The sequence below is a fragment of the Dokdonella sp. GW821-FHT11D02 genome, assembly GCF_058808595.1.
Map to the genome: position 1 here is coordinate 2,146,466 of NZ_CM179520.1, position 24,088 is coordinate 2,170,553.

17 protein-coding genes are annotated in these 24,088 nt (G+C 67.7%); 12 read left to right on the forward strand and 5 right to left on the reverse strand.

Going from position 1 to position 24,088, the window contains the following annotated elements:
- Window positions 1-5: 5 nt before the first annotated feature.
- The 3 genes from AC3QL3_RS08990 to AC3QL3_RS09000 are packed head-to-tail and all read left to right on the forward strand — an operon-like array spanning window position 6 to window position 3,350.
- Window positions 6-2,129 (forward strand): FUSC family protein, encoded by a 2,124-nt coding sequence (locus AC3QL3_RS08990; protein WP_492898156.1) that lies wholly within the window; start codon window positions 6-8, stop codon window positions 2,127-2,129.
- A complete protein-coding gene (locus tag AC3QL3_RS08995; protein WP_492898158.1) occupies window positions 2,119-2,319 on the forward strand; it encodes a DUF1656 domain-containing protein in 201 nt (66 codons plus the stop codon). Before AC3QL3_RS08990 ends, AC3QL3_RS08995 begins: the two co-directional genes overlap by 11 nt.
- A gap of 29 nt (window positions 2,320-2,348) precedes the next feature.
- Window positions 2,349-3,350: an HlyD family secretion protein gene (locus AC3QL3_RS09000; protein WP_492898160.1), complete on the forward strand. Its 1,002-nt coding sequence runs from the start codon at window positions 2,349-2,351 to the stop codon at window positions 3,348-3,350.
- Between the two features lie 55 nt (window positions 3,351-3,405).
- Here AC3QL3_RS09000 and AC3QL3_RS09005 read toward each other — a convergent pair whose 3' ends face one another.
- On the reverse strand, window positions 3,406-4,092 hold the full coding sequence (locus AC3QL3_RS09005; protein WP_492898162.1) for a DUF2461 domain-containing protein: 687 nt from the start codon (window positions 4,090-4,092) through the stop codon (window positions 3,406-3,408).
- 187 nt (window positions 4,093-4,279) lie between these two features.
- Here AC3QL3_RS09005 and htpG point away from each other — a divergent pair, with 187 nt between their 5' ends.
- The 6 genes from htpG to AC3QL3_RS09035 all read left to right on the forward strand — a co-directional run bounded on the left by htpG (window position 4,280) and on the right by AC3QL3_RS09035 (window position 15,921).
- Window positions 4,280-6,181, forward strand: a complete 1,902-nt coding sequence (gene htpG / locus AC3QL3_RS09010; protein ID WP_492898164.1) for a molecular chaperone HtpG — start codon at window positions 4,280-4,282, stop codon at window positions 6,179-6,181.
- A 162-nt stretch (window positions 6,182-6,343) separates the two neighbouring features.
- Complete coding sequence (locus tag AC3QL3_RS09015; RefSeq protein WP_492898166.1) at window positions 6,344-9,481, forward strand: M36 family metallopeptidase; 3,138 nt, start codon at window positions 6,344-6,346, stop codon at window positions 9,479-9,481.
- Window positions 9,482-9,766: 285 nt separating this feature from the next.
- A complete protein-coding gene (locus tag AC3QL3_RS09020; protein ID WP_492898168.1) occupies window positions 9,767-12,928 on the forward strand; it encodes a M36 family metallopeptidase in 3,162 nt (1,053 codons plus the stop codon).
- A 137-nt stretch (window positions 12,929-13,065) separates the two neighbouring features.
- Window positions 13,066-13,836 (forward strand): alpha/beta hydrolase, encoded by a 771-nt coding sequence (locus tag AC3QL3_RS09025; RefSeq protein WP_492898170.1) that lies wholly within the window; start codon window positions 13,066-13,068, stop codon window positions 13,834-13,836.
- Between the two features lie 69 nt (window positions 13,837-13,905).
- Window positions 13,906-15,054, forward strand: coding sequence for a pyridoxal phosphate-dependent aminotransferase (locus AC3QL3_RS09030; RefSeq protein WP_492898172.1), 1,149 nt, complete (start codon window positions 13,906-13,908; stop codon window positions 15,052-15,054).
- Between the two features lie 69 nt (window positions 15,055-15,123).
- Complete coding sequence (locus tag AC3QL3_RS09035) at window positions 15,124-15,921, forward strand: amidohydrolase (protein WP_492898174.1); 798 nt, start codon at window positions 15,124-15,126, stop codon at window positions 15,919-15,921.
- Window positions 15,922-15,988: 67 nt separating this feature from the next.
- Here AC3QL3_RS09035 and arsC read toward each other — a convergent pair whose 3' ends face one another.
- Together arsC and AC3QL3_RS09045 are read right to left on the reverse strand one after the other, a co-directional pair.
- Complete coding sequence (gene arsC, locus AC3QL3_RS09040; protein ID WP_492898176.1) at window positions 15,989-16,339, reverse strand: arsenate reductase (glutaredoxin); 351 nt, start codon at window positions 16,337-16,339, stop codon at window positions 15,989-15,991.
- A gap of 2 nt (window positions 16,340-16,341) precedes the next feature.
- Entirely contained in the window at window positions 16,342-16,554 is a 213-nt protein-coding gene (locus tag AC3QL3_RS09045) for a hypothetical protein (protein WP_492898178.1), read from the reverse strand.
- A 482-nt stretch (window positions 16,555-17,036) separates the two neighbouring features.
- Between AC3QL3_RS09045 and AC3QL3_RS09050 the strand changes: the two genes are divergently transcribed.
- Window positions 17,037-18,773, forward strand: coding sequence for an ArnT family glycosyltransferase (locus AC3QL3_RS09050; protein ID WP_492898180.1), 1,737 nt, complete (start codon window positions 17,037-17,039; stop codon window positions 18,771-18,773).
- A gap of 26 nt (window positions 18,774-18,799) precedes the next feature.
- Here the strand turns inward: AC3QL3_RS09050 and AC3QL3_RS09055 are convergent, their stop codons facing one another.
- Together AC3QL3_RS09055 and AC3QL3_RS09060 are read right to left on the reverse strand one after the other, a co-directional pair.
- A complete protein-coding gene (locus AC3QL3_RS09055) occupies window positions 18,800-19,459 on the reverse strand; it encodes a YrbL family protein (RefSeq protein ID WP_492898182.1) in 660 nt (219 codons plus the stop codon).
- Window positions 19,459-20,139, reverse strand: coding sequence for an HAD family hydrolase (locus AC3QL3_RS09060; RefSeq protein WP_492898184.1), 681 nt, complete (start codon window positions 20,137-20,139; stop codon window positions 19,459-19,461). The genes AC3QL3_RS09055 and AC3QL3_RS09060 overlap by 1 nt, the downstream gene beginning before the upstream one ends.
- A gap of 94 nt (window positions 20,140-20,233) precedes the next feature.
- Here AC3QL3_RS09060 and AC3QL3_RS09065 point away from each other — a divergent pair, with 94 nt between their 5' ends.
- Together AC3QL3_RS09065 and AC3QL3_RS09070 are read left to right on the forward strand one after the other, a co-directional pair.
- A complete protein-coding gene (locus tag AC3QL3_RS09065; protein WP_492898186.1) occupies window positions 20,234-22,609 on the forward strand; it encodes a winged helix-turn-helix domain-containing protein in 2,376 nt (791 codons plus the stop codon).
- Between the two features lie 153 nt (window positions 22,610-22,762).
- Window positions 22,763-23,902 carry a hypothetical protein gene (locus tag AC3QL3_RS09070; RefSeq protein WP_492898188.1) on the forward strand — a complete coding sequence of 380 codons (1,140 nt, stop codon included), beginning with the start codon at window positions 22,763-22,765 and terminating at the stop codon, window positions 23,900-23,902.
- Window positions 23,903-24,088 lie beyond the last annotated feature (186 nt).

The window sequence follows — 24,088 nt, forward strand, 5'->3', positions numbered from 1 at the left end:
GCACGATGAACGCTCAGGTCCAATCCACGTTCTCCGCGCATCGCTCCGGCGAGATCGCCGCCTGGCTGCGCGGCGCGATGCTGGACTGGCTGTTCGTCGCCAAGGCGACCATCGCCGTGCTCTTGACCGGCTGGCTGGCGATGCGCTTCAGCCTCGAACAGCCGGGCACGGCGATGCTGACGGTCGCGATCGTGATCCATCCGCAGAGCGGCATGGTGCTGGCCAAGAGTTTCTACCGCGCGCTCGGCACCCTGGTCGGCTGTGCCGCCGCGTTCGCCATCGTCGGTGCGTTCCCGCAGCAGCGCGAGCTGTTCCTGCTGGCGATGGCGCTGTGGATCGGCGTGTGCGCCGGCGGCGCCGCGCTGCAGCGCAATTTCAAATCCTACGGCTTCGTGCTGGCCGGCTACACCGCCGCGATCGTTGCGCTGCCGGTGGTCAACCATCCGCAGGCGGTGTTCGACTCGGCGGTGATGCGTGTCAGCGAAGTCATGCTCGGCATCTTCGTCGCCGGCGTGGTCAGCGACGCGCTGTTTCCGCAGCGGCTGGGCGAGGTGCTGCGCGAGAGCGTGCGCGCGCAGTTCGCCAACTTCCTGTTGTTCGTGCGCGAAAGCCTGCGCGGCGCGCTGCCGCGCGGCGAGTTGGAGAAGGCGCATCTGCGCTACGTGCGCGAGGTGGTGCAGATCGAGAACCAGCGCAGTTCGGTCGTGTTCGAGGATGCCGGTGTGCGCCTGCGCAGTCCGCGTCTGCGCCTGGTCAACCACGCCTTCATGGCGGCTTCGACCAGCTATCACTCGTTGCATCACTTGTTGAATCGCCTGCAGGGCCCGGCGCATGCCGAGGTGCGTTCGCGCTTGATGGTTTTGGCCGGCGATCTGGCGGCCGAACTCGCCGCGCTCGAAAGCGCGCCGCGCATGCGCACGCAGGCGGAGGCGTTGACGCAACGTCTCGCCGCGTTCGGCGAACGGCTGCCGGCACGCGTCGCCGCGTTGCGCGTGGGCCTGGCCGAACGCGCCGACCGGCTCGACTTCGACACCGGCGCCGAACTGCTGGTGCGCATCAGCGCCGAGCTGCGCGACTACGCCGACGCCTACGCCGTGATGGCCTCGCCGCAAGCGCTGCGCAGCCCGACCGAAGCGGCCGCGCCGTTCAGTCATTCCAACGACTGGGCCGGTGCCGGCATCGCCTGCCTGCGCGTGACCGCGACGATGCTGACGATGGGCGCGTTCTGGTTCGCCAGCGCCTGGCCCGAAGGCGCCGGCGCGATGCTGATCGCGACGATCTTCGGCGGCTTGATGGCAACGGTGCCCGATCCGCTGCGCGCGATCCGCTACATGCTCGCCGGCTATGCGCTCGGCACGCTGGCGGCGCTGGTGTGCGTGTACGGCGTGTTGGTGCGGATGGACGGCTTCGTGCTGTTTTCCGTGGCGCTGCTGCCGTTCCTGATGCCGGGCTTCTATCTGGCGGCGCGGCCGGCCTGGCCCGGCGTCGGCGCCGGCTATCTGATCGCGCTGGTGTACACGATCGGAGCCAAGAATCCGATGCACTACGACGCGCTGCATGCGATCAACGACAGCCTCGGCCAGCTGCTCGGCGTGGGCTGCGCCGGCGTCTCCTTCATGTTGTTCGCCGGCGCTTCGGACAGTCCGTGGCTGCAGCGCCGCCTGCTGCGCAAGCTGCGCCTGCAGCTAGTGCACGCCTGCGCCGCACCGCTGCGCGGCCTGCTGCCGCGCTTCGAGAGCGCCAGCCGTGACGCCGCGGCGCAGATCGTCGCGCACACGCGCGGCGGCAGTGCGCAGTCGCGCGAGCTGTTGGCGTGGTCGCTGGCGGTGCAGGAAACCGGGCGCGCGGTGATCGAGTTGCGGCGCGCGCTGGCGGCGAGCGAGATCGCCTCGTTCTTGCGCCAGCGCATCGAAGCGGCATTGGCCGCGCTCGCCGCGCTGTACAGCGCACCGACGCGCGAACGATATCGCCAGGCGCGCGAGCGTCTCGCCGCCGCGATCGACGAAGCGGCCGCAGAACCGCGCCTGTTGGCGCAGATGCATCTGATCCGGCTGGCCTTGCTCGATGCCGGCTCGGCCCTGGCCGGCTATGTCGAGCCGGTGCAAACGGAGAATGCGCATGCCGCGTGAGATCGCTCTCTTCGACGCCCTGGTGCCGGGGCTGCTCCTGGTGTTCCTGCTCAGCCTGCTGCTGCAGTGGCCGCTCGACTGGCTGGTCGGCCGCTTCGGCCTGTATCGCCACGTCTGGCATCCGCCGTTGTTCCGCCTCGCCCTGTTCGCCTGCCTGTTCGGCGTGCTCGGGCTGCTGTGGATGCGCTAGTCGCACACTTTTCGTTCGAGAGACCCGCCATGAAACTCCCATCGATCCTGCGTTTCGCGTTGACGGCACTGATCGTGCTGGTCGCGGCCCTGGTCGCGCATGCGCTGTGGAAGCGCTACATGTACTCGCCGTGGACGCGCGACGCGCGCGTGCGCGCCGAGGTGGTGCGCATCGCGCCGGACGTGTCCGGCATCGTCAGCGCGGTCGCCGTGCGCGACAACCAGGAAGTGAAGAAGGGCGAACTCCTGTTCACCATCGACCGCGAGCGCTTCCGTTACGCGGTCGAACAGGCGCAAGCCAACCTCGCCGCGGCGGAAGCGTCGGCGCGCGCCGCCGGAGCCGGCGACGCGGCGGCCGGCGCGACGATTTCCGCGCGCCGCGCCGACTACCAAAAAGCCGCCGAGCAATCCGAGCGGCGGCAGAAGATGCCGGGCAACGTGATCTCGGCGGAAATGCGCTCGGACGCGGCCGCCACCGCGAGTTCGGCGCACGCGACCCTGCAGCAGGCGCAAGCCGCGCGCAACCAAGCCGCCGCCGCGCGCGATTCGGCCCTGGCCGCGGTGCAGCAGGCGACGGTCGCGCTCGATCGCGCCAAGCTCGACCTCGAACGCACCGAAGTGCGCGCACCGGTCGACGGCCACGTCACCAACCTCGACATCCACCCCGGCGACTACGCGGCGGCCGGCAGCGCGCGGCTGGCCTTGATCGACCGCAATTCGTACTGGATCTACGGCTACTTCGAGGAGACCAAGCTGCCGTACGTGCACGTCGGCGATACCGTCGAGATTCGCCTGATGGCCGGCGACACGGCAATGAGCGGCCGCGTCGAGAGCATCGCGCGCGGCATCGGCGACATCGACAATCCGACCGGCGCCAACCTGCTCGCGAACGTGACGCCGACCTTCAGCTGGGTGCGCCTGGCGCAGCGCGTGCCGGTGCGCATCGCGATCGATACCGAGCATCTGCCGGCGAACACGGTATTGGCGGCGGGAATGACCGCGACGGTGATCCTGAGAGCGCCGCGCAGTTGATCCGCGCTCGGGCTGCCGCGAGGCACGCCCGAGCGCTGCGTTGCGGTTCGGTGCCTCAGAACGGCAGGTCGACCGCCGCGCACAGGTAGTCGATCATCGGCGCGATGCGCTTGAAGGTATCGATCAGATACGGGTGCAGCTCGTCGGTGCAGGCCAAGGCTTCGGCGAAGCCTTGGCCGGCGGCGTAGTTCTTCAGCTTGATGTCTTCGATCAGCTCGTGCGCCGGATCGTAGCCGCGCGGCGGCCGCGTCAGCCGCTCACCCCAGAACTCGAAGCGCTGCTCGAATGCCTTGCCGTGCACGGCCTTCTTCCAGGCGGCCGGGTTGTCGGCGAGGAATTCGCGGATCTTCTTCAGGGTGGTCGGCTCGGGGTGCCAGATGCCGCCGCCAGCGAAGCAGTCGCGCGGCTGGATGTGCATGTAGAACGAGGGTGCTTCGATCTCGCGCCGGCGTTCGTGGCCGAAGCGCGCGCCGGCCCAGGTTTTGTATGGGGTCTTGTCGTTGGCGAAGCGCGTGTCGCGATGGATGCGGAACAGCGAGCCGCCTTGCGCGCGCGCATCGGCACGGTAGTGCGGGCTGATCTTCGCCAGCGGCGCCTGCAGGTCGGCGATCAGGCGCAGGTAGGGATCGCGCAGCTCCTCTTCGTAGCGCTGCTTGTTGGCGGCGAACCAGGCGCGGTTGTTGTTCGCGGCGAGCGCGCGCAGAAAGGCGAAGGTCTTCTTCGAGAAATAGGCGGCGGCCATGGTCGACTCCGGGCAAGACGGCCGATTATTCCAGCCGGCGGCCGCAGATACATCCCATCGCGATTGGCGCGGCGCTCGCCGCGGCCGCTATCATCGGCGGCTGTCGCGGCCGCGCGCTCGCGCGGCGGTTGGAAACGCCGGTCCGCAGCCTCATCTCGCGTCGATCCGGAAATACCGAGGAGTTTGCATGAGTTCCACGCCCGTGAATGCTCAGCCGGAGACGCGCGCCTTCGAGGCCGAAGTCTCCCAGGTGCTGCATCTGGTCACCCATTCGCTGTACTCGCACAAGGAGATTTTCCTGCGCGAGCTGATCTCCAACGCGTCCGACGCCTGCGACAAGCTGCGCTTCGCCGCGCTGTCGGACGCGGCGCTGACCGCCGACGACGCCGAGCTGCGCATCGAGATCGTCGCCGACAAGGAGGCGCGCACGCTGACCATCCGCGACAACGGCATCGGCATGACGCGCGCCGAAGTGGTGGAGAACATCGGCACCATCGCGCGCTCGGGCACGCGCAAATTTCTCGAGTCCTTGTCCGGCGATTCGCGCAAGGACACCCAGCTGATCGGCCAATTCGGCGTCGGTTTCTATTCCGCCTTCATCGTCGCCGACAAGGTGAGCCTGATCACGCGCAAGGCCGGCGCGCCGGCGGGCGAGGGCGTGCGCTGGGAATCGAACGGCAGCGGCGAGTACACGCTGGAGAGCGTGGAGGCGCCGCAGCGCGGCACCACCGTGATCCTGCATCTGAAGGAAGAGGAGAGCGAGTTCCTCGACGCCTGGAAGCTACGCGACCTGATCACGCGCTATTCCGATCACGTCGCGTTCCCGATCCGCCTGCCCAAGCAGAAGGACGGCACGCCGACCGACGAGTTGGAAACGGTCAACCATGCCGCCGCGCTGTGGACGCGGCCGAAGAACGAACTCAGTGACGAGGATTATCAGGCGTTCTACAAGTCGCTGTCGCACGACTTCAACGACGCGCTGGCGTGGACGCACAACCGCGTCGAAGGCTCGCAGAGCTACAGCCTGCTCTTGTACGTACCCGAGAAGCCGCCGTTCGACGCGGTATTCAGCGGACGCGACGAGCGCAAGGGATTGAAGCTGTACGTGCGCCGCGTCTTCATCATGGACGCGAGCGAGCAGCTGCTGCCGGCGTACCTGCGCTTCGTGCGCGGCGTGGTCGATTCCGACGACCTGCCGCTCAACGTCAGCCGCGAGATCCTGCAGGAGAACCGCCTGGTCGCGCAGATTCGTGCCGCCTGCGTCAAGCGCACGCTCGACCTGCTCGAAAAACTCGCCAAGGACGAGCCCGAGAAGTTCGTCAAATTCACCCAGGCCTTCGGCAACGTGCTCAAAGAAGGCATCGCCGAGGACGGCGCCAACCGCGAACGCATCGCCAAGCTGCTGCGTTTCGTCTCGACCGCCTCGGAAGGCGAGGCGAAGACGGTGTCGCTGGACGACTACATCGCGCGCATGCCGGCCGGGCAGGACGCGATCTGGTACATCACCGCCGATTCCTACACGGCCGCGAAGGGCAGCCCGCTGATCGAAGGCCTGCGCGCGAAGGGCGTCGAGGTGCTGCTGCTCGGCGATCGCATCGACGAATGGATGATCGGTTACTTGGGCGAGTACGCCGGCAAGAAGCTGCGCCACGCCGGCAAGGGCGAACTCGACGTCGCCGCCGACGGCGCCGAGGCGGAACGGCGCAAGCAAGCCGAGGAAGCCGCGCAGCCGCTGGTGGAAAAACTCGCCGGCCTGCTCGGCGAGCGCGTCGGCGCGGTGCGCATCAGCCATCGCCTGACCGAGTCGCCGTCGTGCATCGTGCTCGGCGAGCACGACATGGCGCTGCACATGCAAAGGCTCCTGCGCGAGGCCGGCCACGAAGTGCCCGGCAGCGAGTCGGTGCTGGAGATCAATCCGCAGCATCCGCTGCTGCGCGCGCTGGCCGACGAGGCCGACGGCGCACGCGCCGAAGATCTCGGCCTGCTCCTGCTGGAAGAAGCGCAAGTCGCGGCCGGCGACCAGCTGGCCGATCCGGCGGCGTTCGTCGCTCGCGTCAATCGCGTGCTGCTGGGGCGCTCGTCGGCCTGAACGAGCGCGGGTTGAAGCGCTTGTATATTTCTCGTGCAGTCTGGTAGTAGTCTACGTACGAAATAACAGGTAGTCGGTGTCACGGACGTATCGGCGCGAGCCGATGCGTCCGCAGTCGCCGGCGCGAGCCTGCCTCGTTCGCTAGCTGCTGGGGACCTGCACATGCGCAAAAACCTACGCACCACACTCATCGCCGCCGCCGTACTCGGTTGTTTCGGGGCCACCGCGGCAACCGCTGCCGAACCGCTACGGCTGCAGCCGCAGGCCGGCTGGCTCGACGAGAGCGCGGACGACGCAGACTCGCCCGACGAGCTGACGGCGAAGTCGGAGACAGCGGATAGCGCGGCGGCACAACCGATCGCCGACCGCGCTGCGATCGTCGCGGCTGCGCGTCAGGCGCTCGCGGCGAGTGCCGCGCAAACCTATGCCGCCTTGGACGGCGCCGCAGGTGTCGCCGTGCACGCGACCGCTTACGGTTCCTACGTCGTCCGCTTCGCGCAACGCATCGACGGGGTCGAGGTGTACGGCGCACGCGTCAGCGTGCTGCTCGACCGCGACTTGCGCGTCCGCGCGATCACCGGCGGCATCGCATCCGCGCCCTCCGCAACGGCGGCGCAGGCGTTCCAGCGCGATGCGGCGACCTCGCTGCGTTCGGCCGCAGGCGCGGTGGACGGCTTGCTCGCGGCGGCGCCGCTACAGAGTCTGCCGCGCGACGGATCGGCCTATGAGCGCTTCCGTTTCGAGCGCTCGCCGCGCTTCGTGCCGGACGGCGAGGCCAGCGCCAAACGCGTTTGGTACCCCAGCGGCGACGCGCCGATCGCGGCCTACCAGGTGCGTATCGCCGGGCAGCGGCCGGGGCTGGAACGTCCGCTGGCGAAGATGGTGCTGGTCGCGGCCGACGACGGACGCGTGCTTGCCAGCCACGACCTCGTGTACGACCTGCAGCCGTTCCGCTATCGCGTGTTCGCCGACGCCAACGGCATGCCGTACGTCGATCCTTACGGCGACACCAATCCCTATCCGACGCGGCTGCCGAGCGGCTATCTGCCCAGCGTTCCGGCGCCGATGAACGTCCTGTCGCGCGTCCACGCCGGCATCAGCACCGGCGATCCGTGGCTGGCGGACGATGCGACCGAAACGAGCGGCAACAACGTCGATGCGTTCTTCAACGGCGAGCCGATCGCCGCCAACGGCCGCTGCGGCGTTCGCAGCGAAGAAGACTACTGGCAGGTGCAGCCTGCGCAAGGCGACTTTCGCGCGCCGTTGTCGGCGCCGCGCACCTTCGACTACGCCTACGACGCGAACGACAGCGCCAACGATTTCCTGCAATGCCCGCCCGGCTTGCCGGCGCAGCCGCTGCCGGGCGCTTCCGCCCGCCTCAACGCCAAGATCGTGCAAGCGTTCTACGCGACCAACTGGCTGCACGACTTCTTCTACGACCTCGGCTTCGACGAGGTCGCCGGCAACATGCAGAAGGACAATTACGGACGCGGCGGCGTCGACGGCGATCCGCTGCACGTTTCGGCCGGCGTCAGCACGACCTTCGCCACGGTTTCGGTGGACGACGGCGTGCCGGGCGCGTTGTTCCTCGGCATCAACACCTACACCGATCCGTACCGCGACGTCAGCGCGTTCGATTTCGGCGTGCTCGCGCACGAGTGGTCGCACACCATGTTCGGCCGACTGACCGGTTTGGGTATGGGCGGGCAGCAGTTCGCGTTGAACGAGGGCATCGCGGACTTCGTCGGCTTGCTGCTGACGGTACGTGCGCAGGATCGCAATGCCATGCCCGGCAAGCCGCCGTTCTTCGGCAACTACGCGATCGGCGCGCACATGAACCGCGGCTACGACTATCCGGACGATCCGTTTCCGGCGGCCGGTTCGCCCGGTTATGCGGACGACACCTACTATCACGGTATCCGCCGCTTTCCGCACTCGGCCGACCTCACGATCAATCCGCTCACCTTCAAACACATCGGCATGGACAACCCGCTGCCGCAGAACCAGCGCGGGTTCGACTGGAAAGGACGTGCGCTGACCAACGCCGAGCCGCACACCGCCGGCGAAGTCTGGACCGAGGCGTTGTGGCAATGCTCGCGCAAGCTGCTCGCGGCGGCGCCACCGCAGCGGTTCGAGCAGACGCGCAACCGCTTTCTCGCCAACCTGGTCGCCTCGCTCAAGCTGCTGGCGGTGGACGCCGACTACACCGAGGCGCGCGACGCGCTCTTGTTCGCGATCCGCGCCGACCGCGAGGCGGACTATCGCCGCTGCCGCGCCGGTTTCGCCGAGCGCGGCATGGGCGCCGGTGCGATCGCGCCGGAGCGAAACTCGATCGACTTGCGCGGGACCGTCGAGAGTTTCGCCGACCGCGAACACGCGGTCAGTATCGTCGGCGTGGCGCTGGAGGAAACGGCGGGCGGCGACGGCGACGGCGTGCTCGATCGCGGCGAAAGCGGTCGCGTGCGCGTGACGATCAAGAACAGCGGCTTCTCGCCGTTGCGCAAGCTGCGCTTGCGCGTCGATGCGCCGAGCGGCAGCTATGCGTTTCCGAGCGGCCGCCAGATCGGTCCGATCGAGTTGGCGTCGGGAGCGACCACCAGCGCGACGATCGACGTGCGCGTGGTCAGCACGCAGGCGCCGGTCGAACTGCCTCTAGCGATCGAAGTGCACGACACGCGCCAGCCGGCGGCGCGCGCCGAAAAGCAAACCGCATTCCGCGTGAACTACGACCGCGTGCGCGACGGCTATGTCGACACGCTGGCCAATCCGGAGAACTTCGCTGCCGACTGGAGCTCGACCTTCGGCGACTACGACGGCAGCTTCTGCTACTACTACTGCCTGGTGCCGTGGCTGCGCGCCTCATATGCGGGTGCGCCGGCCTATGTCATCGGCGATCTGCACGCCGGCATCGATTCCTCTCTCACCGGCCAGCCGTTTCTCGCCTCGAGCGATCCGCTGCGCGTCATCGTTCGGCACGACTACGACCTCGATCGGCTCGCCGGCGATATCAGCTGGCCCGGTGTCGGCAAGGTCGAAATCAGCGTCGACGGCAGCGATTGGCACGACGCAGCCAGCTATCTGAGTTCCGGTACGGCGGAATTCGCCGGCAGCTCGGGCGGCTGGCGCGAGGACGTACTCGACTTCGGCGTGGCCCTGGCCGGACGGCGCGTGCAGCTGCGCTGGCACGCGACGATCGATCCCGCCTACTTCGAGCATTTCAGCCATTGGGCGATCGGACGTGTGGAAGTGCAGGGCGCGGCCGAGCCGATGTTCAGCACGCTGCATGCCGATGCGAATTAGCGAGCACCTGACGGATCGCATGGCCGCGGCAGCGTGCTTCGCTGCCGCAGCCGCTGCGCGGTCGATCACGAAAAAAACGCTGCGCTGCGCAATGGCTTTTCCCTGGAGCCGGCAGTAGTCTGCGTACGAAACATGGGGTAGTCAGCACGCGGGTCGAAGCGCATGGCCGTCGTCGACGCCGTTCCGGGTCTGGCTCGGGAACGCGGCGGGGCGGCGCTGTGTCGGCCACTGTGTTCGTCATTCGAACGCCGGGCTCCTCGGTGTTCCGCTACTGGGGAATCGACGATGCGTAGATCGTTTTGCGGTTTGATGGTCGGTTTGTTGGCCGGCGCCGGCAGTGTCGGTGCCGCCGCGGGCGGTGCGCTGCCGGCGAGCAGCCGCAGCGAGCCGATTCGGCTCGAGGCTCAGCCGGGCTGGCTCGAAGAGGGCGGCAGCGACTTGGCCATCGAAGCCAAGGCAGCCGCTGCCGAGGCATCCGCCGAAGCGCGATTCGATCCGCAGCCGATCGCTGCGCGTGCCGCGATCGTCGCCGCCGCGCGCGGCGCGCTGGCGCGAGAGGCGAATTCCGCCGCCATCGCAGATACGGCGGATGCCGACATCAAGGTGCACGCGACGCGCTACGGCCCGTATGTGGTGCAGTTCGCGCAGCGCGTCGATGGTGTGGAGGTGTACGGCGCACGCGTCAGCGTGCTGCTCGACCGCACGCTCGCGCTGCGTGCGATCGCCGGCGGTGCCGCCGCTGTCGACGCGCCGCGCACGGCATTCGCGCGCGATGCGGCGACCGCGTTGCGCTCGGCCGCGGTCGCCGTCGACGGCCTGCTCGCAGCCAGCCCGCTGCATACGTTGAAGACGCAAGGGCAAGACGCGTACTTCCGTTTCGAGCGCTCACCGACCTTCATTCCGGCGGTCGATTCGCGTGTGCACCGCGTCTGGTATCCGAGTGCGCGAGGTTTGATCGCGGCGTACCACACGCAGATCGCCGGACGGCAACCCGGCGTCGAGCGGCCGCTCGCGCGCGCCGTGATCGTCGCCGACGACGACGGCCGCATCCTCTCCAGCAACGATCTCATCCGAGATCTGCAACGGCCGTTCCGCTACCGCGTGTTCGCCGACACGAGCGGCTATCCCTACGTCGATCCGTACGGCTTCACCAACCCGTATCCGACGCGCGAGCGCAGCGGCTATCTGCCGAACGTGCAGGCGCCGATGAACCTGTTGACGCGCAGCCATGCCGGCATCAGCACGCGCGATCCGTGGCTGGCAGACGATGCGACCGAAACCAGCGGCAACAACGTCGATGCATTCTTCAATGCCGACCCGGTCGACGCCGACGGCAACTGCGCCGACGACGTCGACGACGACTGGCTGCTGATGAAGCCGGCGCAAGGCGACTTCCGCGCCAAGACCACGTCCTCGCGCACCTTCGATTACGCGTTCGACGCCAGCGACACGCGCAACGATTTCTTCCAATGCCCGCGCGGCGCTTTGGCGGTGCCGATTCCGGCCGATTCGGCGCAGCTCAACGCGAAGATCGTGCAGGCGTTTTACGCGGTGAACTGGCTGCACGATCTGTTCTACGATCTCGGCTACGACGAGAACGCCGGCAACATGCAGGTCGACAATTACGGCCGCGGCGGCGTCGGTGGCGATCCGCTGCACGTATCGGCCGGTGTCGCCACCACGTTTGCCGCGACGTCCGAATTCGACGGCGACACGACCGGCCTGTTCCTCGGCATCAACACCTACAGCCTGACCCAACGCGACGTCAGCGGACTCGACTTCGGCGTACTCGCGCACGAATGGGCGCACACGATGTTCGGCCGCCTCACTCACATGCAGTACAACGCGCAGCAGGGTGCGCTCAACGAAGGCATCGCCGATTTCGTCGGCCTGATCCTGACCGTGCGTCCGCAGGATCGCAACGCGCTGCCGGGCAAGCCACCGTTCTTCGCCAATTACGCGATCGGCGCTTACATGAATCGCGACTACGACGCGCCGTTCGATCCGTATCCGCCGGCCGGCTCGCTCGGCTATCCGGACGAAACCTACTACCACGGCATCCGCCGCTTCCCGCACTCGGCGGATCTTGAGATCAATCCGCTCACCTTCAAAAACGTCAGCATGGACCACCCGCTGCCCGACAGCACCCAGCCTTACGACTGGAAGGGCCGCTTCAACACCAATGCGGAAGTCCACACCGCCGGCGAAGTCTGGACCGAGTCGTTGTGGCAGTGCTCGCGCAAGCTGATCGCGGCGGCACCGCCGTCGCGTTTCTATCAGGTACGCGACCGCTTCCTGTCCAATCTGGTCGCCGCGCTCAAGCTGGTGCCGGCCGACGCGGACTACATCGAAGCGCGCAACATGCTGCTGTTCACGATCCGCGCCGACAGCGAAGCGGACTACCGCCTGTGCCGCGCCGGCTTCGCCGAACGCGGCCTCGGCGCCGGCGCGCTGGCGCCGCCGCGCTATGCGGTCGACATGCGCGGTGCGATCGAGCGCTTCGAGGACAGCGAGCGCGCGCTCAGCATCGTCGACGTCAAACTGACCGAGAACGCCGGCGGCGACGGCGATGGTGCGCTCGACCGCGGCGAAACCGGCACCCTCAGCGTGACCGTGAAGAACAGCGGCTTCTCGCCGCTGCGCAAGATTCGCGTGCGCGCGCGTGCGCAGTCCGGCGACTTCGCATTCGCAGGTCCGCGCGAGGTGAGCAACATCGAGCTGGCCGCCGACGCCACCTACACCGCGACGTTTGCGGTGAGCGTGCAGAGCACGCAGGCGGCGGCCGAACTCGCGTTCGACGTCGTCGCCAGCGATCAGCGCCACCTCGAAGCGTCCGATCGCAAGCAGCCGTCGTTCCGCGTCAACTACGACCTGGTACGCGACGGCTTCGTCGACGATCTGTCCAGCGCGCAAGCCTTCGCCGCCGACTGGACATCGGTGCTCGGCGAATACGACTTTCCTGACAGCTGCTACTACACCTGCAACATCCATTGGCAGCGCAGTACGTATCTGGACCAACCGGCCTACGTGGTCGGCGACGTGCGCGCGGCGACCGACGTGCATCTGGTCGGCATGCCGTTCCAGGTATCGGCCGATCAGCCGCTGCGGGTCACCCTGCGCCACGAGTACGAGTTCGATCACTTGCCGGGAGATGCTTCGGGACCCGGCAGCGGTACGCTCGAGGTCCGCGTCGACGAGGGCGACTGGCAAACCGCCGATTCGTACCTGGCGAGCGGCAGCGCGTCCTTCGCCGGCGCCTCCGGCGGCTGGCGCAGCGATACGCTCGATTTCGGCAGTTCGCTGGCCGGACACACGGTGCAGTTGCGCTGGCACATGTCGGCCGAGTCGGGCTACTTCGCGCACTTCGTGCACTGGGCGATCGCGCGCGTGGAAGTGCAGGGCGCGGCGCAGCCGATGTTCAGCACGCTGCATGCCGACGTAGACTGAGGCCTCGATTTCGTCGCCTGCATCGCGCGCATCGTGCGCGTGAAACAGGCGATGGGGCTACCGATCCAGTGAGCACTGCAGAGCAGTCATCTTTGCGGCTGAGCGACGGCACCGCCTGCTTCCGTCGCGATTGGCCCTTGCCCGGAGCGCGCACCGCGGTGCTGCTCGTGCACGGCCTCGGCGAGCACTGCGGCCGCTACGAGGAAACCGCACGCTGGTTCAACCGGCTCGGCTACACAGTGCGTGGCTACGACCAGCGCGGGCACGGTCGCAGCGGTGGACGGCGCGGCGGCATTCCTTCCGGCGATGCTCTGCTCGAGGATCTGGCGGCGGTGTATGCCGACTATTCGGCCGAGCTCGGTTTTGCGCCGATACTTTTGGGTCACAGCCTCGGCGGTCTGGTCGCGCTGCGCGCGGTGCTCGACGGCCGCCTCGCGCCGCCGTCGTTGATCCTGTCCTCGCCGGCACTGGGCACGCACGAGGCGGCCTGGTTGAAGTCGCTCGCCGCGCAGCTGGCGCGCTGGCTGCCGGACTTGCCGCTGCCGGCACAGCTGCCGGCGGACAAGCTGTCGCACGATCCCGCGGTCGCGCCGGCGTACCGCAACGATCCGCTGCGCCACGGCTGGATCACGCCGCGGCTGGCCGACTTCATCTTCCGCGGCGGCGCGAGCTGCATCGCCGATGCGGAAAAGCTGAACCTGCCCAGCTTGCTCTTGTTCGCCGGCGAGGATCATCTGGTCGATGCGTCGGGCAGCCGCGATTTCGCACGCGTGGCGGCGAGCGATCGCTTGACCGTGCACGAGTTCGACGGGCTTTATCACGAATTGCTCAACGAAGCAGAGCCCGCGCGCGGTGACGTGCTGGCGGTGTTGCAGGCGTGGCTGCAGCAGCGCGAGACGGTGCGCTGATCGGCTTTGCAGGAAGCGCAACCGCCGCGTGCTACCATCGCGTTTCATTTAGCCATCCAAACGCGCGCGATGCAGATCGAAACCAAACTGCCGAAGGTCGGCACGACGATATTCACCGTCATGAGCCAGCTCGCGCTGGAGCACAAGGCGGTCAACCTGGGGCAGGGCTTTCCGGATTTCGACGGCCCGCAGGCCTTGCGCGACGCGCTCGCGGCGGCGATGAACGGCGGCCGCAACCAGTACGCGCCGATGACCGGCGTGCCCGCCTTGCGCGAGCAGATCGCACGCAAGACCGAGCGCCTGTACGGGCGCAAGGTCAATCCCGACACCGAAGTCACCGTCACCTCCGGCGCGACCGAGGCGCTGTTCGCCGCGATCGCCGCGGTCGTGCGCAGCGGCGACGAAGTGATCGTGCTCGACCCTTGTTACGACAGCTACGAGCCGGCGATCGAGTTGAACGGCGGCCGCGCCGTGCATGTGCCGCTCGATTCGCGCGATTTCGCGCCGGACTGGCAGCGCATCGCCGATGCGATCACGCCGAAGACGCGTCTGATCCTGATCAACACGCCGCACAATCCCTGCGGCTCGGTGTTCAGCGCGGCCGATCTCGATCGTCTGGCCGAACTGGTACGCGGCAGCGAGATCCTGGTGTTGTCGGACGAGGTCTACGAGCACATCGTGTTCGACGGCGCGCCGCATCATAGCGTGCTGCGCCATGCGGAACTGGCCGAACGCAGCTTCGTCGTCTCCTCCTTCGGCAAGACCTATCACACCACCGGTTGGAAGGTCGGCTACTGCATCGCGCCGCGCGCGCTGTCGGCCGAGTTCCGCAAGGTGCATCAGTACCTGACCTTCTGCACCTTCACCCCGGCACAGGTCGCGTTCGCCGAGATCTTGGAAAAAGATCCGCAGCACTACCTCGACTTGCCAGCGTTCTATCAAGCCAAGCGCGATCATTTCCGCGAACTCTTGGCGCCGACCCGATTCAAGCTGCTACCGGTCGCCGGTGCCTACTTTCAGGTGGTCGATTATTCGGCGCTGAGCCAGGCCGACGACCTCGCGTTCTGCGAATGGCTGATCAAGCACGCGGGCGTCGCCGCGATTCCGATCTCGGCCTTCTACGAAACCCCACCGGCCGAGCAGCGCCTGATCCGCTTCTGCTTCGCCAAGAGCGACGCGACTTTGGAGCAAGCGGCCGAACGTTTGCGCGCGCTGTAAATGGCCGCTTTTTGACTCTCGCGGTCAAGGACGACCGCACAAGGAAAACAAAAGCCAGATATGACTACGATGAAACCGCTACGTGTCTCGCTGGTGCAGGGCGCAACGCGCTGGCACGACGCGGCCGCCAACCGCGAGTACTACGGCGCGCTCGTGCGCGCTGTGCAAGGGCAGAGCGATCTGGTCGTGCTGCCGGAGACTTTTCTGTCCGGCTTCACCAACGAGACGCTCGGCAACGCCGAGACGATGGACGGCGCCGGCGTGCAATGGCTGCGCGAACTGGCGATCGAAACCGGTGCCGCGATCACCGGCAGCGTGGTGGTGCGCGAGGGCGAGCGTTGCGTGAACCGGCTGCTCTGGATGCGGCCTGACGGTACGCATCTGCAATACGACAAGCGCCACCTGTTCCGCATGGCGAAGGAGCACGAGCGCTACGTCGGCGGCGCCGAGCGTCTGATCGTCGAATTGAACGGTTGGCGCATTTGTCCGCAGGTCTGCTACGACCTGCGTTTTCCGGTCTGGCTGCGCAACCGCTACGACCGCGCGGCGCAGCGCTTCGACTACGATCTTCTGATCTTCGTGGCGAACTGGCCGAGCGCGCGCCGTTACGCCTGGAGCACGCTGCTGCGTGCGCGTGCGATCGAAAACCTCAGTTACTGCGTCGGCGTCAATCGCGTCGGCGTCGACGGCAACGACCTGCATTACTCGGGCGACAGCGTCGCGCTCGATTTCCTCGGCGCACCCTTGCTCGAACTCGGTGCGCAGGAGCAGGTCGTCACCGTCACGCTCGATCCGGCGGCGCTGGCGGGACACCGCGAGCGCTTTCCGGCCTGGATGGATGCGGACGACTTCACCATCGTCCGTTGAGTTCGTGCGTGAAGAAGGAATTCTTCACTGCGTTTTAAGGATTTTCCAACGAAGCCGCTGCGATCTCTCAAAGAATCGCCAGCACGTTCTCCGGCGGGCGGCCGATCGCGGCCTTGCCGTTGGCCAGCACGATCGGCCGCTGGATCAGGCTCGGCCGTTCGTGCATCGCGGTGACCAGTTGCGCGCGCGTCAGCGACGGGTCGTCGAGATTCAATTCCACGTAGTCAGGCTCCTCGCGCCGCATCAGCGCGCGCGGCGGCAAGTCGAGCTTGCCCAAGATCCGTTCGATCTCATGCGCCGACGGCGGCGTGGTCAGATAGTCGACCACTTCCGGCTCGATGCCGCGTTGTTGCAGCAGGGCGAGGACGGCGCGCGATTTCGAACAACGGGGATTGTGCAGAATGACGATCTTGCGCACGGCTACGCCGCCGCACGCGGCAGCACGGCGAGTTCGCGCGTGACGATTTCGCGCTCGGCTTCGGCGCGATGCGCGAAGCGTCCGAGCAGGTGGGCGGATTCGGGCGCCAGCACTTCGTACCACTGCATCGCGGTTTCGCCGCTCGCATCGTATTGGCGTACGCGTTCGATGCGGTAGCCGAGGACGTTGACTTCGGTATGGCGCTGGTGACGCATGACGTACTACTCCTTGATTGCCAATGACGCGAACGATACGCAGCGGCGATCTGTTGACTGTTAACGCAGCGTTGCGAGCCAGTTAACCGCGATCGCGTGCTGTTTCGGACCTGCGATTTCAGTGAAAGTTGCGCACGTGTCGCAGCGTTCACACGACGCGCGAAATTCGCTGCGGCGTGTTGAGCGTGTGCGGGCAGAGTGTCGATCCTTCAAGGAGCAAAACGGATTTTTTGCGAGAACGAACGAACGTTTTTTCCGATGCACTGCACAATTTTTTTGTACTCGTTCGCATCGAAACGCATTGCGTCGCAGACGTAGCGCGACGGCCAAGACGCAGCTCATACGTTGCAGCGCGGTGGCGGCGTCGCATCGTGACGATTCACTCTGCGCGCTTCGGCTCGATCGTGGCGCCGCGCCTCGCCGCCATCGTCACTTAAGGTAGGGCTGTTACCATGCGCGCCCCGCCTCATGCGTCGATCGCCATGCTACGCACCGATTCGCCGGACGTTCCCGCCGCCGTGCAGCGTCGCCAGTTCTGGCTGTTCATGCTGTTCGCCTTGGTGTTGCTCGGCATCGGCATCGGCCTGCGCGATCCGTGGCCGTCGGACGAGCCGCGCTTCGCGCTGACCGCCAAGCAGATGGTCGAGTCGGGCGACTGGCTGTTTCCGCATCGCGGCCGCGAACTGTATTCGGACAAGCCGCCGGTGATGTTCTGGTTGCAGGCGAGCGCGTACGAGGTCGTGCGCAACTGGCGCATCGCGTTCTTGCTGCCGTCGCTCTTGGCCGGCTTGTTGACGCTCGGCTTGACCTACGACCTCGGGCGGCGATTGTGGAACCATCGTGCCGGCTTGTACGCCGGGATCGCGGTGTTGTTCGCGTTCCAGTTCATGTACCAGGTCAAGCGCGCGCAGATCGACCCGGTCATCATGGGCTGGATCACGTTGGCGAACTGGGGCCTCTTGCTGCACTTCCTGCGCGGGCCGAACTGGCGCGCGTATTGGCTCGGCTGTTTCGCTGCCGGTGTCGGCGTCATCACCAAGGGCGTCGGCATCCTCGCCTTGCTGATGTTCCTGCCGTATCTGTTCGCGCGCTGGCGCGGCTGGGACGGCGTCACACGCACTTCGAATTCGGCGCTGCGCTGGTTCGGCGGCGCGCTCGCCTTTCTCGCACCGATCCTCGCCTGGGGTCTGTCGGTGCTGCTGGTGGCGAAGGCACGCGGCGGTCCGGAATACCAGGCCTATGTCGATGATTTGTTTTTCCGCCAGACCGCCGGCCGCTACGCCAAGTCGTGGGACCACCCGCAGCCGTTCTGGTACTACCTGCCGATCGTGCTGTTCAACTGGTTCCCGCTGTCCTTGGCCTACTTCGGTGCGGTGCCGCGCTGGTGGCGTGATTTAAGACTCGGCGAGGCGCGCGTCATGCTGCCTTTGATCTGGGCGCTGATCGCGATCGTGTTCTTCAGCATTCCGACCGGCAAGCGCGACGTCTACCTGATGCCGGCCTTGCCGATGGTGGTGCTGGCGATGTCGCCGTATCTGGTCGAGATCGCGCAGTCGCGCTGGCTGCGCAACAGCGCGTTCGCGATCGCGCTCGGCCTCGGCGTGATGGTGCTCGGCGCCGGCTTGTGGGCGATGCTCGGTCACTCGGCGCGCTTCGAAGACATGCTGCAGCGGCGCGAACTGGAAGATCTCGATCATGCGGTATGGGGCATGTTCCTCACCATCGGCGCCGCCTTCGTACTGGCGGCGGCATGGTTCCGGCCGCGCCGCGGCGCGCACGCGCTGCTCGCCGGCATTGCCGCGCTGTGGATCGTCTGGAGCGTGTGGGCGTATCCGCTGTTGAACGACTCCAGCTCGGCCGCCGGCGTCATGCGCCGCGCGCGCGAGATGGCCGGTCCCGATACCGAGATCGGCTTGGTCGCGTGGAAGGAACAGAATCTTCTGATGTCGACGGGACCGGTGCGCGAATTCGGTTTCGTCGCCGGTTGGAACCGCCAGTACGACGAGGCCGTGCATTGGCTGGCCGACGCGCCCGACAAACGTCGCATCTTCATTCTCGACGAAGCGATGGGCGACTGCGTCGATCAGTCGAAGGCGATGCGCGTGGGCCGCGCCAATCGTCGCGAGTGGTGGCTGCTCGGCATCGAGGCGGTGAAGCCGCACTGCATTCCGGTCACGCGCAAGGACGAGGAAGCGTTCAAGAACGGCGCCGATCCGTAAGCGGCGGCGCGTTCGTTCGCAGCGGCTTACAACGGCACCAGCCGCACCAGCTGTTCGCGCATGCGGCGGAACAGCTTGCGCGTGTTCCATGCGTTCAGGCGGCGGCTCATCGACGAGCGCGGCAGCACGTGCTTTTCGCCGAAGCCGTCGATCAGGACGAAGCGCGGGCCGCCGCGTGAATCGACGCCGTGCACGATGTTCCATGCGTGCATGTCGCCGACGATCACGTTGCAGGCGAGCAGGCCGGCGAGGAGCTGGCTCAGATCGCCTTCGATCGCCGCGCTGAAGCCGCCCTCGCGCGCGTACAGCGCGGCCAGGGTCGGCGCGAGTTCGCCGTCGACGCCGCGCACTTTCTCCGACACCAAACCGAGACCGAGATCGGTCTCGGCCAAGCCGACCATGCGCGCGATCGGCGCGTTGCCGGCCGAGAAGCGCGCTTGCGCGGAGATGTATTCCTTCAGTTCGCGCACGTAACCGGCGTACTGGCGCGCGCGCACCAGCTTCTTGTACCAGCGGCCGCCGGCGCCCCAGCGCGCTTCGACCGCATCCTCGCGCATCACCTTGACCACGAAATCCGCTTCCAGCGGATGCTGGTACACCTTGCGCAGATGGCCGATCGCGAGCGGCTCGGCCGCCGTCAGACGCAGCATCGAAGAGGAGGACGCCGGCGCGGCGTTCGCCTGCATCAGCGTCGACCGCCGACTTCGTCGATGTGTTCGAGCAAGTCGGCCGGATCGTCGAACACGCGATACGCGCCGGCGCGTTCGAGTTCGTCCGCCGAATAGCCGCCCGAGAGCAGGCCGATGCCGAGCGCGCGCGCGCGCCGCGCGGCGAGCATGTCCCAGATCGCATCGCCGACCACGGTGGATTGCTCGATCGTCACACCGAGCCGCTCGGCCGCGGCCAGGAACAGGTCCGGGTCGGGTTTGGCGTAGCGGACCTGGTCGCGCGTGACCACCGGTACGTGCGCGAGATCGACGCCGAGCGATTGCAAGACGGGACCGGCGGTCTCCATGCGGCCGCTGGTCGCGATCGCCCACGGCAGTTTGGATGCGCTGAGCCAGGCCACCAGCTCGCGCGCGCCCGGCAGCGGCCGGATCGCGCCGGAACGGCGGTTGTAGGCGGTGGCGTGATGCTGGCGCAGTCGCTCGGCGCGCGCCTCGTCGATTTCGATGCCGCTTTCGCGCGCGAGCACGTTCAGCATCAGTCCGCCGCTCATGCCGATGCGGCGATGGATGCGCCAGACCGACAGCACGATGCCTTCTAGATCGAGCGCTTCCTGCCAGGCCAGCACGTGCTGATAAACGCTGTCGACGAGGGTGCCGTCGAGATCGAACAGGAAAGCGGGGGTGGGCGAAGTCTTCATCGGCGGCAACGATCGGAGTCCGGCAAACGTCCAAGTGTATTCGCTGCTGAATGGGTGCGCGCGCGGCGATGCGCAAGCCGCTAACCTAGACCGAATGATCTACCGCTTCGACGATTTCCTGCTCGACCCCGGCACGCGCGAACTGCGCAAGGCCGGAGAACCGATCGCGCTGCCGGCGCGCGCCTTCGATTGCCTGGCCTATCTGATCGAGCATCGCGAGCGCGCGGTCGGCCGCGACGAGCTGATCGCCGCCGTGTGGGGCCGCGCCGAGATCAGCGAAGCGCTGCTCAGCCACACCATCGTGAAAATCCGGCGCGGCCTCGGCGACACCGGCAACGAGCAACGCACGGTGCGCACCGTGCCGCGTTTCGGCTATCGCTGGGGCAGCACGACCACGGTCGAGTCGGGCGCGGCGGAGGCGGCGCCGATCGCGGTGGAGCCGGTCGCTGCGATCGAAGAACCCGCGTTGCCGTCGGTGCCGGCTGTGGAAATCGACGGCGCGACCACCGCGCCGCTGCCGCTGCCGCGGCCGGCGTCGCCGCGGCGGCCGTGGCTCGCGCTCGGCATCGCGGCCGCGATGCTGCTCGCTGCGGTCGCGGGCCTGCAGTGGCTGCGCCAGGCGCGCGAAGCGGCGGTCGTGCCGCGCGCCGCCGAGACGGTGCCGGCGGCGCCGGTGCTGGTGCTGCCGGCCGAAATCGACGCGCCGGACGAATGGCGCTGGCTGCGCTTCGGACTGATGGACCTGGTCGCCAACCAATTGCGCGACGGCGCGGTGCCGACCGCGCCGAGCGAAAGCGTGGTCGGTCTGCTCAAGCAGCGGCCGGCGCTGGAAGGCGAGGCCCTGCTCAACGATGCGAGCCTGGCGCAGTTCGCCACCTTGCGCGTGTTGCCGCGCGTGCGTCTGCAGAACGGCCGCTGGCAAGTGCATCTGGAAGGGCGCGGCACGCAGCGTTCGTTGGCGGCCGAGGCCGAGGCGGACGACGCGATTCAAGCGGCGCGCCTGGCCGCCGACGCCCTGTTGCGCAAGCTCGGACGAACACCGAGTACGGCCACGGCGTCGGCTTCGCCGGCGCTGGACGAACTGCTGCAGCGTTCCGGCGCGGCGATGCTGGCCGACCAGCTCGAACAGGCGCGCGATCTGGTCGCGCGCGCGCCGGCCGCGCTGCAACAGGAACCGAAAGTGCAGCAGCGCATGGCACAGATCGAGCTGCGCGCCGGCGACAACGTGGCGGTCGAAACGCGCCTGCACGCCTTGCTCGACCGCCTGCCGCCGGGGCACGACGACGCGGTGCGTGCGCGCGCGATGCTGACCCTGGCCGCCTCGCACGTGCGCCGCGGCCAGTTCGACCGCGCGCTCGAACTGTATGAGGAGACGATCGCGCTGCGCCAAGGGCAAGAAGATCACACCGCGCTCGGCATGGCTCGGCTCGGCCGCGGCACCGTGCTGGCGCAGCGCGGGCATTTCGACGAGGGCACCGCCGAACTGTCGCGCGCGCGCACCGAGCTGGAAGCGGTCGGCGATGGTCTGGGCGTCGCCAGCGTCGATGTGAACCTGGGCGAGTTCCAGCAGATGCGGCACCGCCCGGCCGACGCCTTGCCGATCCTGAAGAACGCGGCGCGCCAGTTCGAGCGGCTCGGCGTGCGCGAAGGACGCACCTACGCGCTGGCGCAGCAGCTCGCCGCCGAGACCGAACTGCTCGACGCCGACGCCGCGCTGGCGACCAGCGAGCGCTTCTGGCCGCCCGAATCCAACACCAGCAACCAGCGCATGCGCTGGACCCTGACCGCGGCGCGCGCGGCGGCTCTGCTCGGCGTCGGCCGCACCGACGACAGCGAAGCCTTGATCGCGCGCATCCGCAACGAATCCGATCTGCGCCAGGACGGCATCGCGCGCTCGCACGCCAGCCTTCTGGCCGCGCGCATCGCGTTCTTGCGTGGCGACGCCAAGACGGCCGCCGCGCTGGCCGAAGCAGCATTGACGCCGGCGCTGCGCAACGAAGATCCGGCCGGCTACACGCGCGGGCAGGTGTTGCACGCGCGCGCCCTGCGCGGCAGCGGCCGCCTCGCCGATGCGGCGAGCACGACGCAGACTTTGTCCAAAGACAGTGCCGGCGACGAGTGGCTCGGCATGTACGCCAACCTGGCCGCGGCCGAGCAGGCCGAGGCGGAACGCCGGCGCGAGCCGGCGCTGAGCCAGTTCGCGCTGGCGATGCAGGCGGCCGAGCGCTCGAACGTTCCGGAAGACCTGGTCGCGGTCGGCGCGGCCTATCTCGAGGTGCTGATCGACGCCAGCCAGCTCGACACCGCGCGCGCGGTCAGCGGCCGCATCGCGATGTGGGCCGACCACGATCCGCGTGCCGCCGGTGCGCAGGCGCGCCTGTTTCGCGCGATCGGCCAGGACGACGCCGCGCGCAAAGCCGAGCAGAGCCTGCTGCGCGCACGCCAGTCGGCGTCGACGCAACCGCCGTGATTTGTTCGTCTGTAACGCGTTCGTAGCAGGCGCGCATCGATCGCACATCGTCGCTGCACCGATTCCTCATGCTGCCGCGGCGAGCGCTGCCGAGCATGGTGCAGCAGCCGGGCCAAGCGTGTGCCGGGCGACGAACGAGGGCAGGCGATGTACGTGAAACAGGGTTTTCCGGCGTCGATGACGATCGCTGCCGTAGCGCTCGCCGTGGCGGCGGCCGCGCTGCCGGCGACGGCGCGGCCGCGGGTCGAGGTGCCGGCTTACGAGATCGTCGATCTGGGCGATTTCGGCGGCGAGCTGGCCAATGCGCATTCGATCAACGACGCCGGAGAGGTGGTCGGCACGGCGGAAGACACCAATCTGGTCGGACTGCCGTTTCTCTGGCGCGACGGCATTTTGACCGACCTCGGCACCTTGCTCACCGGGCGCGATCACGGCCACGGCATCGCCGCTTCGATCAGCGCGAACGGGCTGGTCGCCGGGTATTCGATGGCGCCTTCGCCCGATGGAGTCGGCTCGATCGCGCATGCGTTCTTCTGGTCGGCAGAGGGCGGCATGATCGACGTCGACCCGCGCCCGGGCACGATCATCAGCTCCTACGCCTGGGGCGTGAATTCGGCCGGCCAAGTGGTTGGCGAGATCCTCGGCCAGGAAGGCGGCGCCTTCCTGTGGACGCGCGAAGGCGGCGTCACCATGCTGCGCCTGCCCGGCGCGCCGGTCGGTTTCGCCGGCATGGCCGAGGACATCAGCGAGAGCGGCCTGGTCTGCGGCGAGCAGTACAACGCGGCGTTCGAGTTCGCCGCCTTCGTCTACGACAGCAATACCGACGGCATCCGCGAGCTGCCCAACCTCGGCAAGCCGACTTCGGGGGCGCGCTCGATCAACAACGAGGGCTACGTGGCCGGCTCCTCGACGCGCCCGAACAACCAGGTGCGGCCGGTGCTGTGGCAGCCCGACGGGACCATCGTCGACCTCGGTTTCCTGCCGGTGCCCGATTTCAGCCAAGGCGTGGCCGAGAGCGTCAACGACCAGCAGTGGGTCGTCGGCGAGGACAGCTACGACGGCAACGGCGTGCCGACCAAGGGCTGGCTGTGGATCGAGGGGACCAAGCACGAGCTGCGCCTGCTGATCGCCGACGCACAGCAGCGCGACCGCTGGGACGAGCTGAACACGCCGCTGGACATCAACAACCGCGGCGAGATCGTCGGCATCGGCACGCGCGAGGGCATTCCCGGCCGCGCCTTTCTTCTGCGCCCGCTGCGCGGCGATGCGATCTTCGCCGACGGCTTCGACTGAGGATCGCCTCCCGCCGGGCCGTATTCGGGCCCAAGTGCATCGTTCGTACATCGAGTCCGCATCGTTGCTGCATGCAGCAGCGATGCGGCCGGCCGCAGGATTGGGCGGCGCCCGCGTGGCGCTTGGCTTTTCATACCTGCGATCCAGCCCGCGCGACGGAGCCGGACGAACGATACGGGAGTGGTG

Bases quoted from the DNA above. Each gene is read 5' to 3' on its own strand.
- AC3QL3_RS08990 (WP_492898156.1), top strand. From the start codon at position 6: ATGAACGCTCAGGTCCAATCCACGTTCTCCGCGCATCGCTCCGGCGAG.
- AC3QL3_RS08995 (WP_492898158.1), top strand. From the start codon at position 2,119: ATGCCGCGTGAGATCGCTCTCTTCGACGCCCTGGTGCCGGGGCTGCTC.
- AC3QL3_RS09000 (WP_492898160.1), top strand. From the start codon at position 2,349: ATGAAACTCCCATCGATCCTGCGTTTCGCGTTGACGGCACTGATCGTG.
- AC3QL3_RS09005 (WP_492898162.1), bottom strand. From the start codon at position 4,092: ATGGCCGCCGCCTATTTCTCGAAGAAGACCTTCGCCTTTCTGCGCGCG.
- htpG (WP_492898164.1), top strand. From the start codon at position 4,280: ATGAGTTCCACGCCCGTGAATGCTCAGCCGGAGACGCGCGCCTTCGAG.
- AC3QL3_RS09015 (WP_492898166.1), top strand. From the start codon at position 6,344: ATGCGCAAAAACCTACGCACCACACTCATCGCCGCCGCCGTACTCGGT.
- AC3QL3_RS09020 (WP_492898168.1), top strand. From the start codon at position 9,767: ATGCGTAGATCGTTTTGCGGTTTGATGGTCGGTTTGTTGGCCGGCGCC.
- AC3QL3_RS09030 (WP_492898172.1), top strand. From the start codon at position 13,906: ATGCAGATCGAAACCAAACTGCCGAAGGTCGGCACGACGATATTCACC.
- AC3QL3_RS09035 (WP_492898174.1), top strand. From the start codon at position 15,124: ATGAAACCGCTACGTGTCTCGCTGGTGCAGGGCGCAACGCGCTGGCAC.
- AC3QL3_RS09045 (WP_492898178.1), bottom strand. From the start codon at position 16,554: ATGCGTCACCAGCGCCATACCGAAGTCAACGTCCTCGGCTACCGCATC.
- AC3QL3_RS09050 (WP_492898180.1), top strand. From the start codon at position 17,037: ATGCTACGCACCGATTCGCCGGACGTTCCCGCCGCCGTGCAGCGTCGC.
- AC3QL3_RS09055 (WP_492898182.1), bottom strand. From the start codon at position 19,459: ATGCAGGCGAACGCCGCGCCGGCGTCCTCCTCTTCGATGCTGCGTCTG.
- AC3QL3_RS09060 (WP_492898184.1), bottom strand. From the start codon at position 20,139: ATGAAGACTTCGCCCACCCCCGCTTTCCTGTTCGATCTCGACGGCACC.
- AC3QL3_RS09065 (WP_492898186.1), top strand. From the start codon at position 20,234: ATGATCTACCGCTTCGACGATTTCCTGCTCGACCCCGGCACGCGCGAA.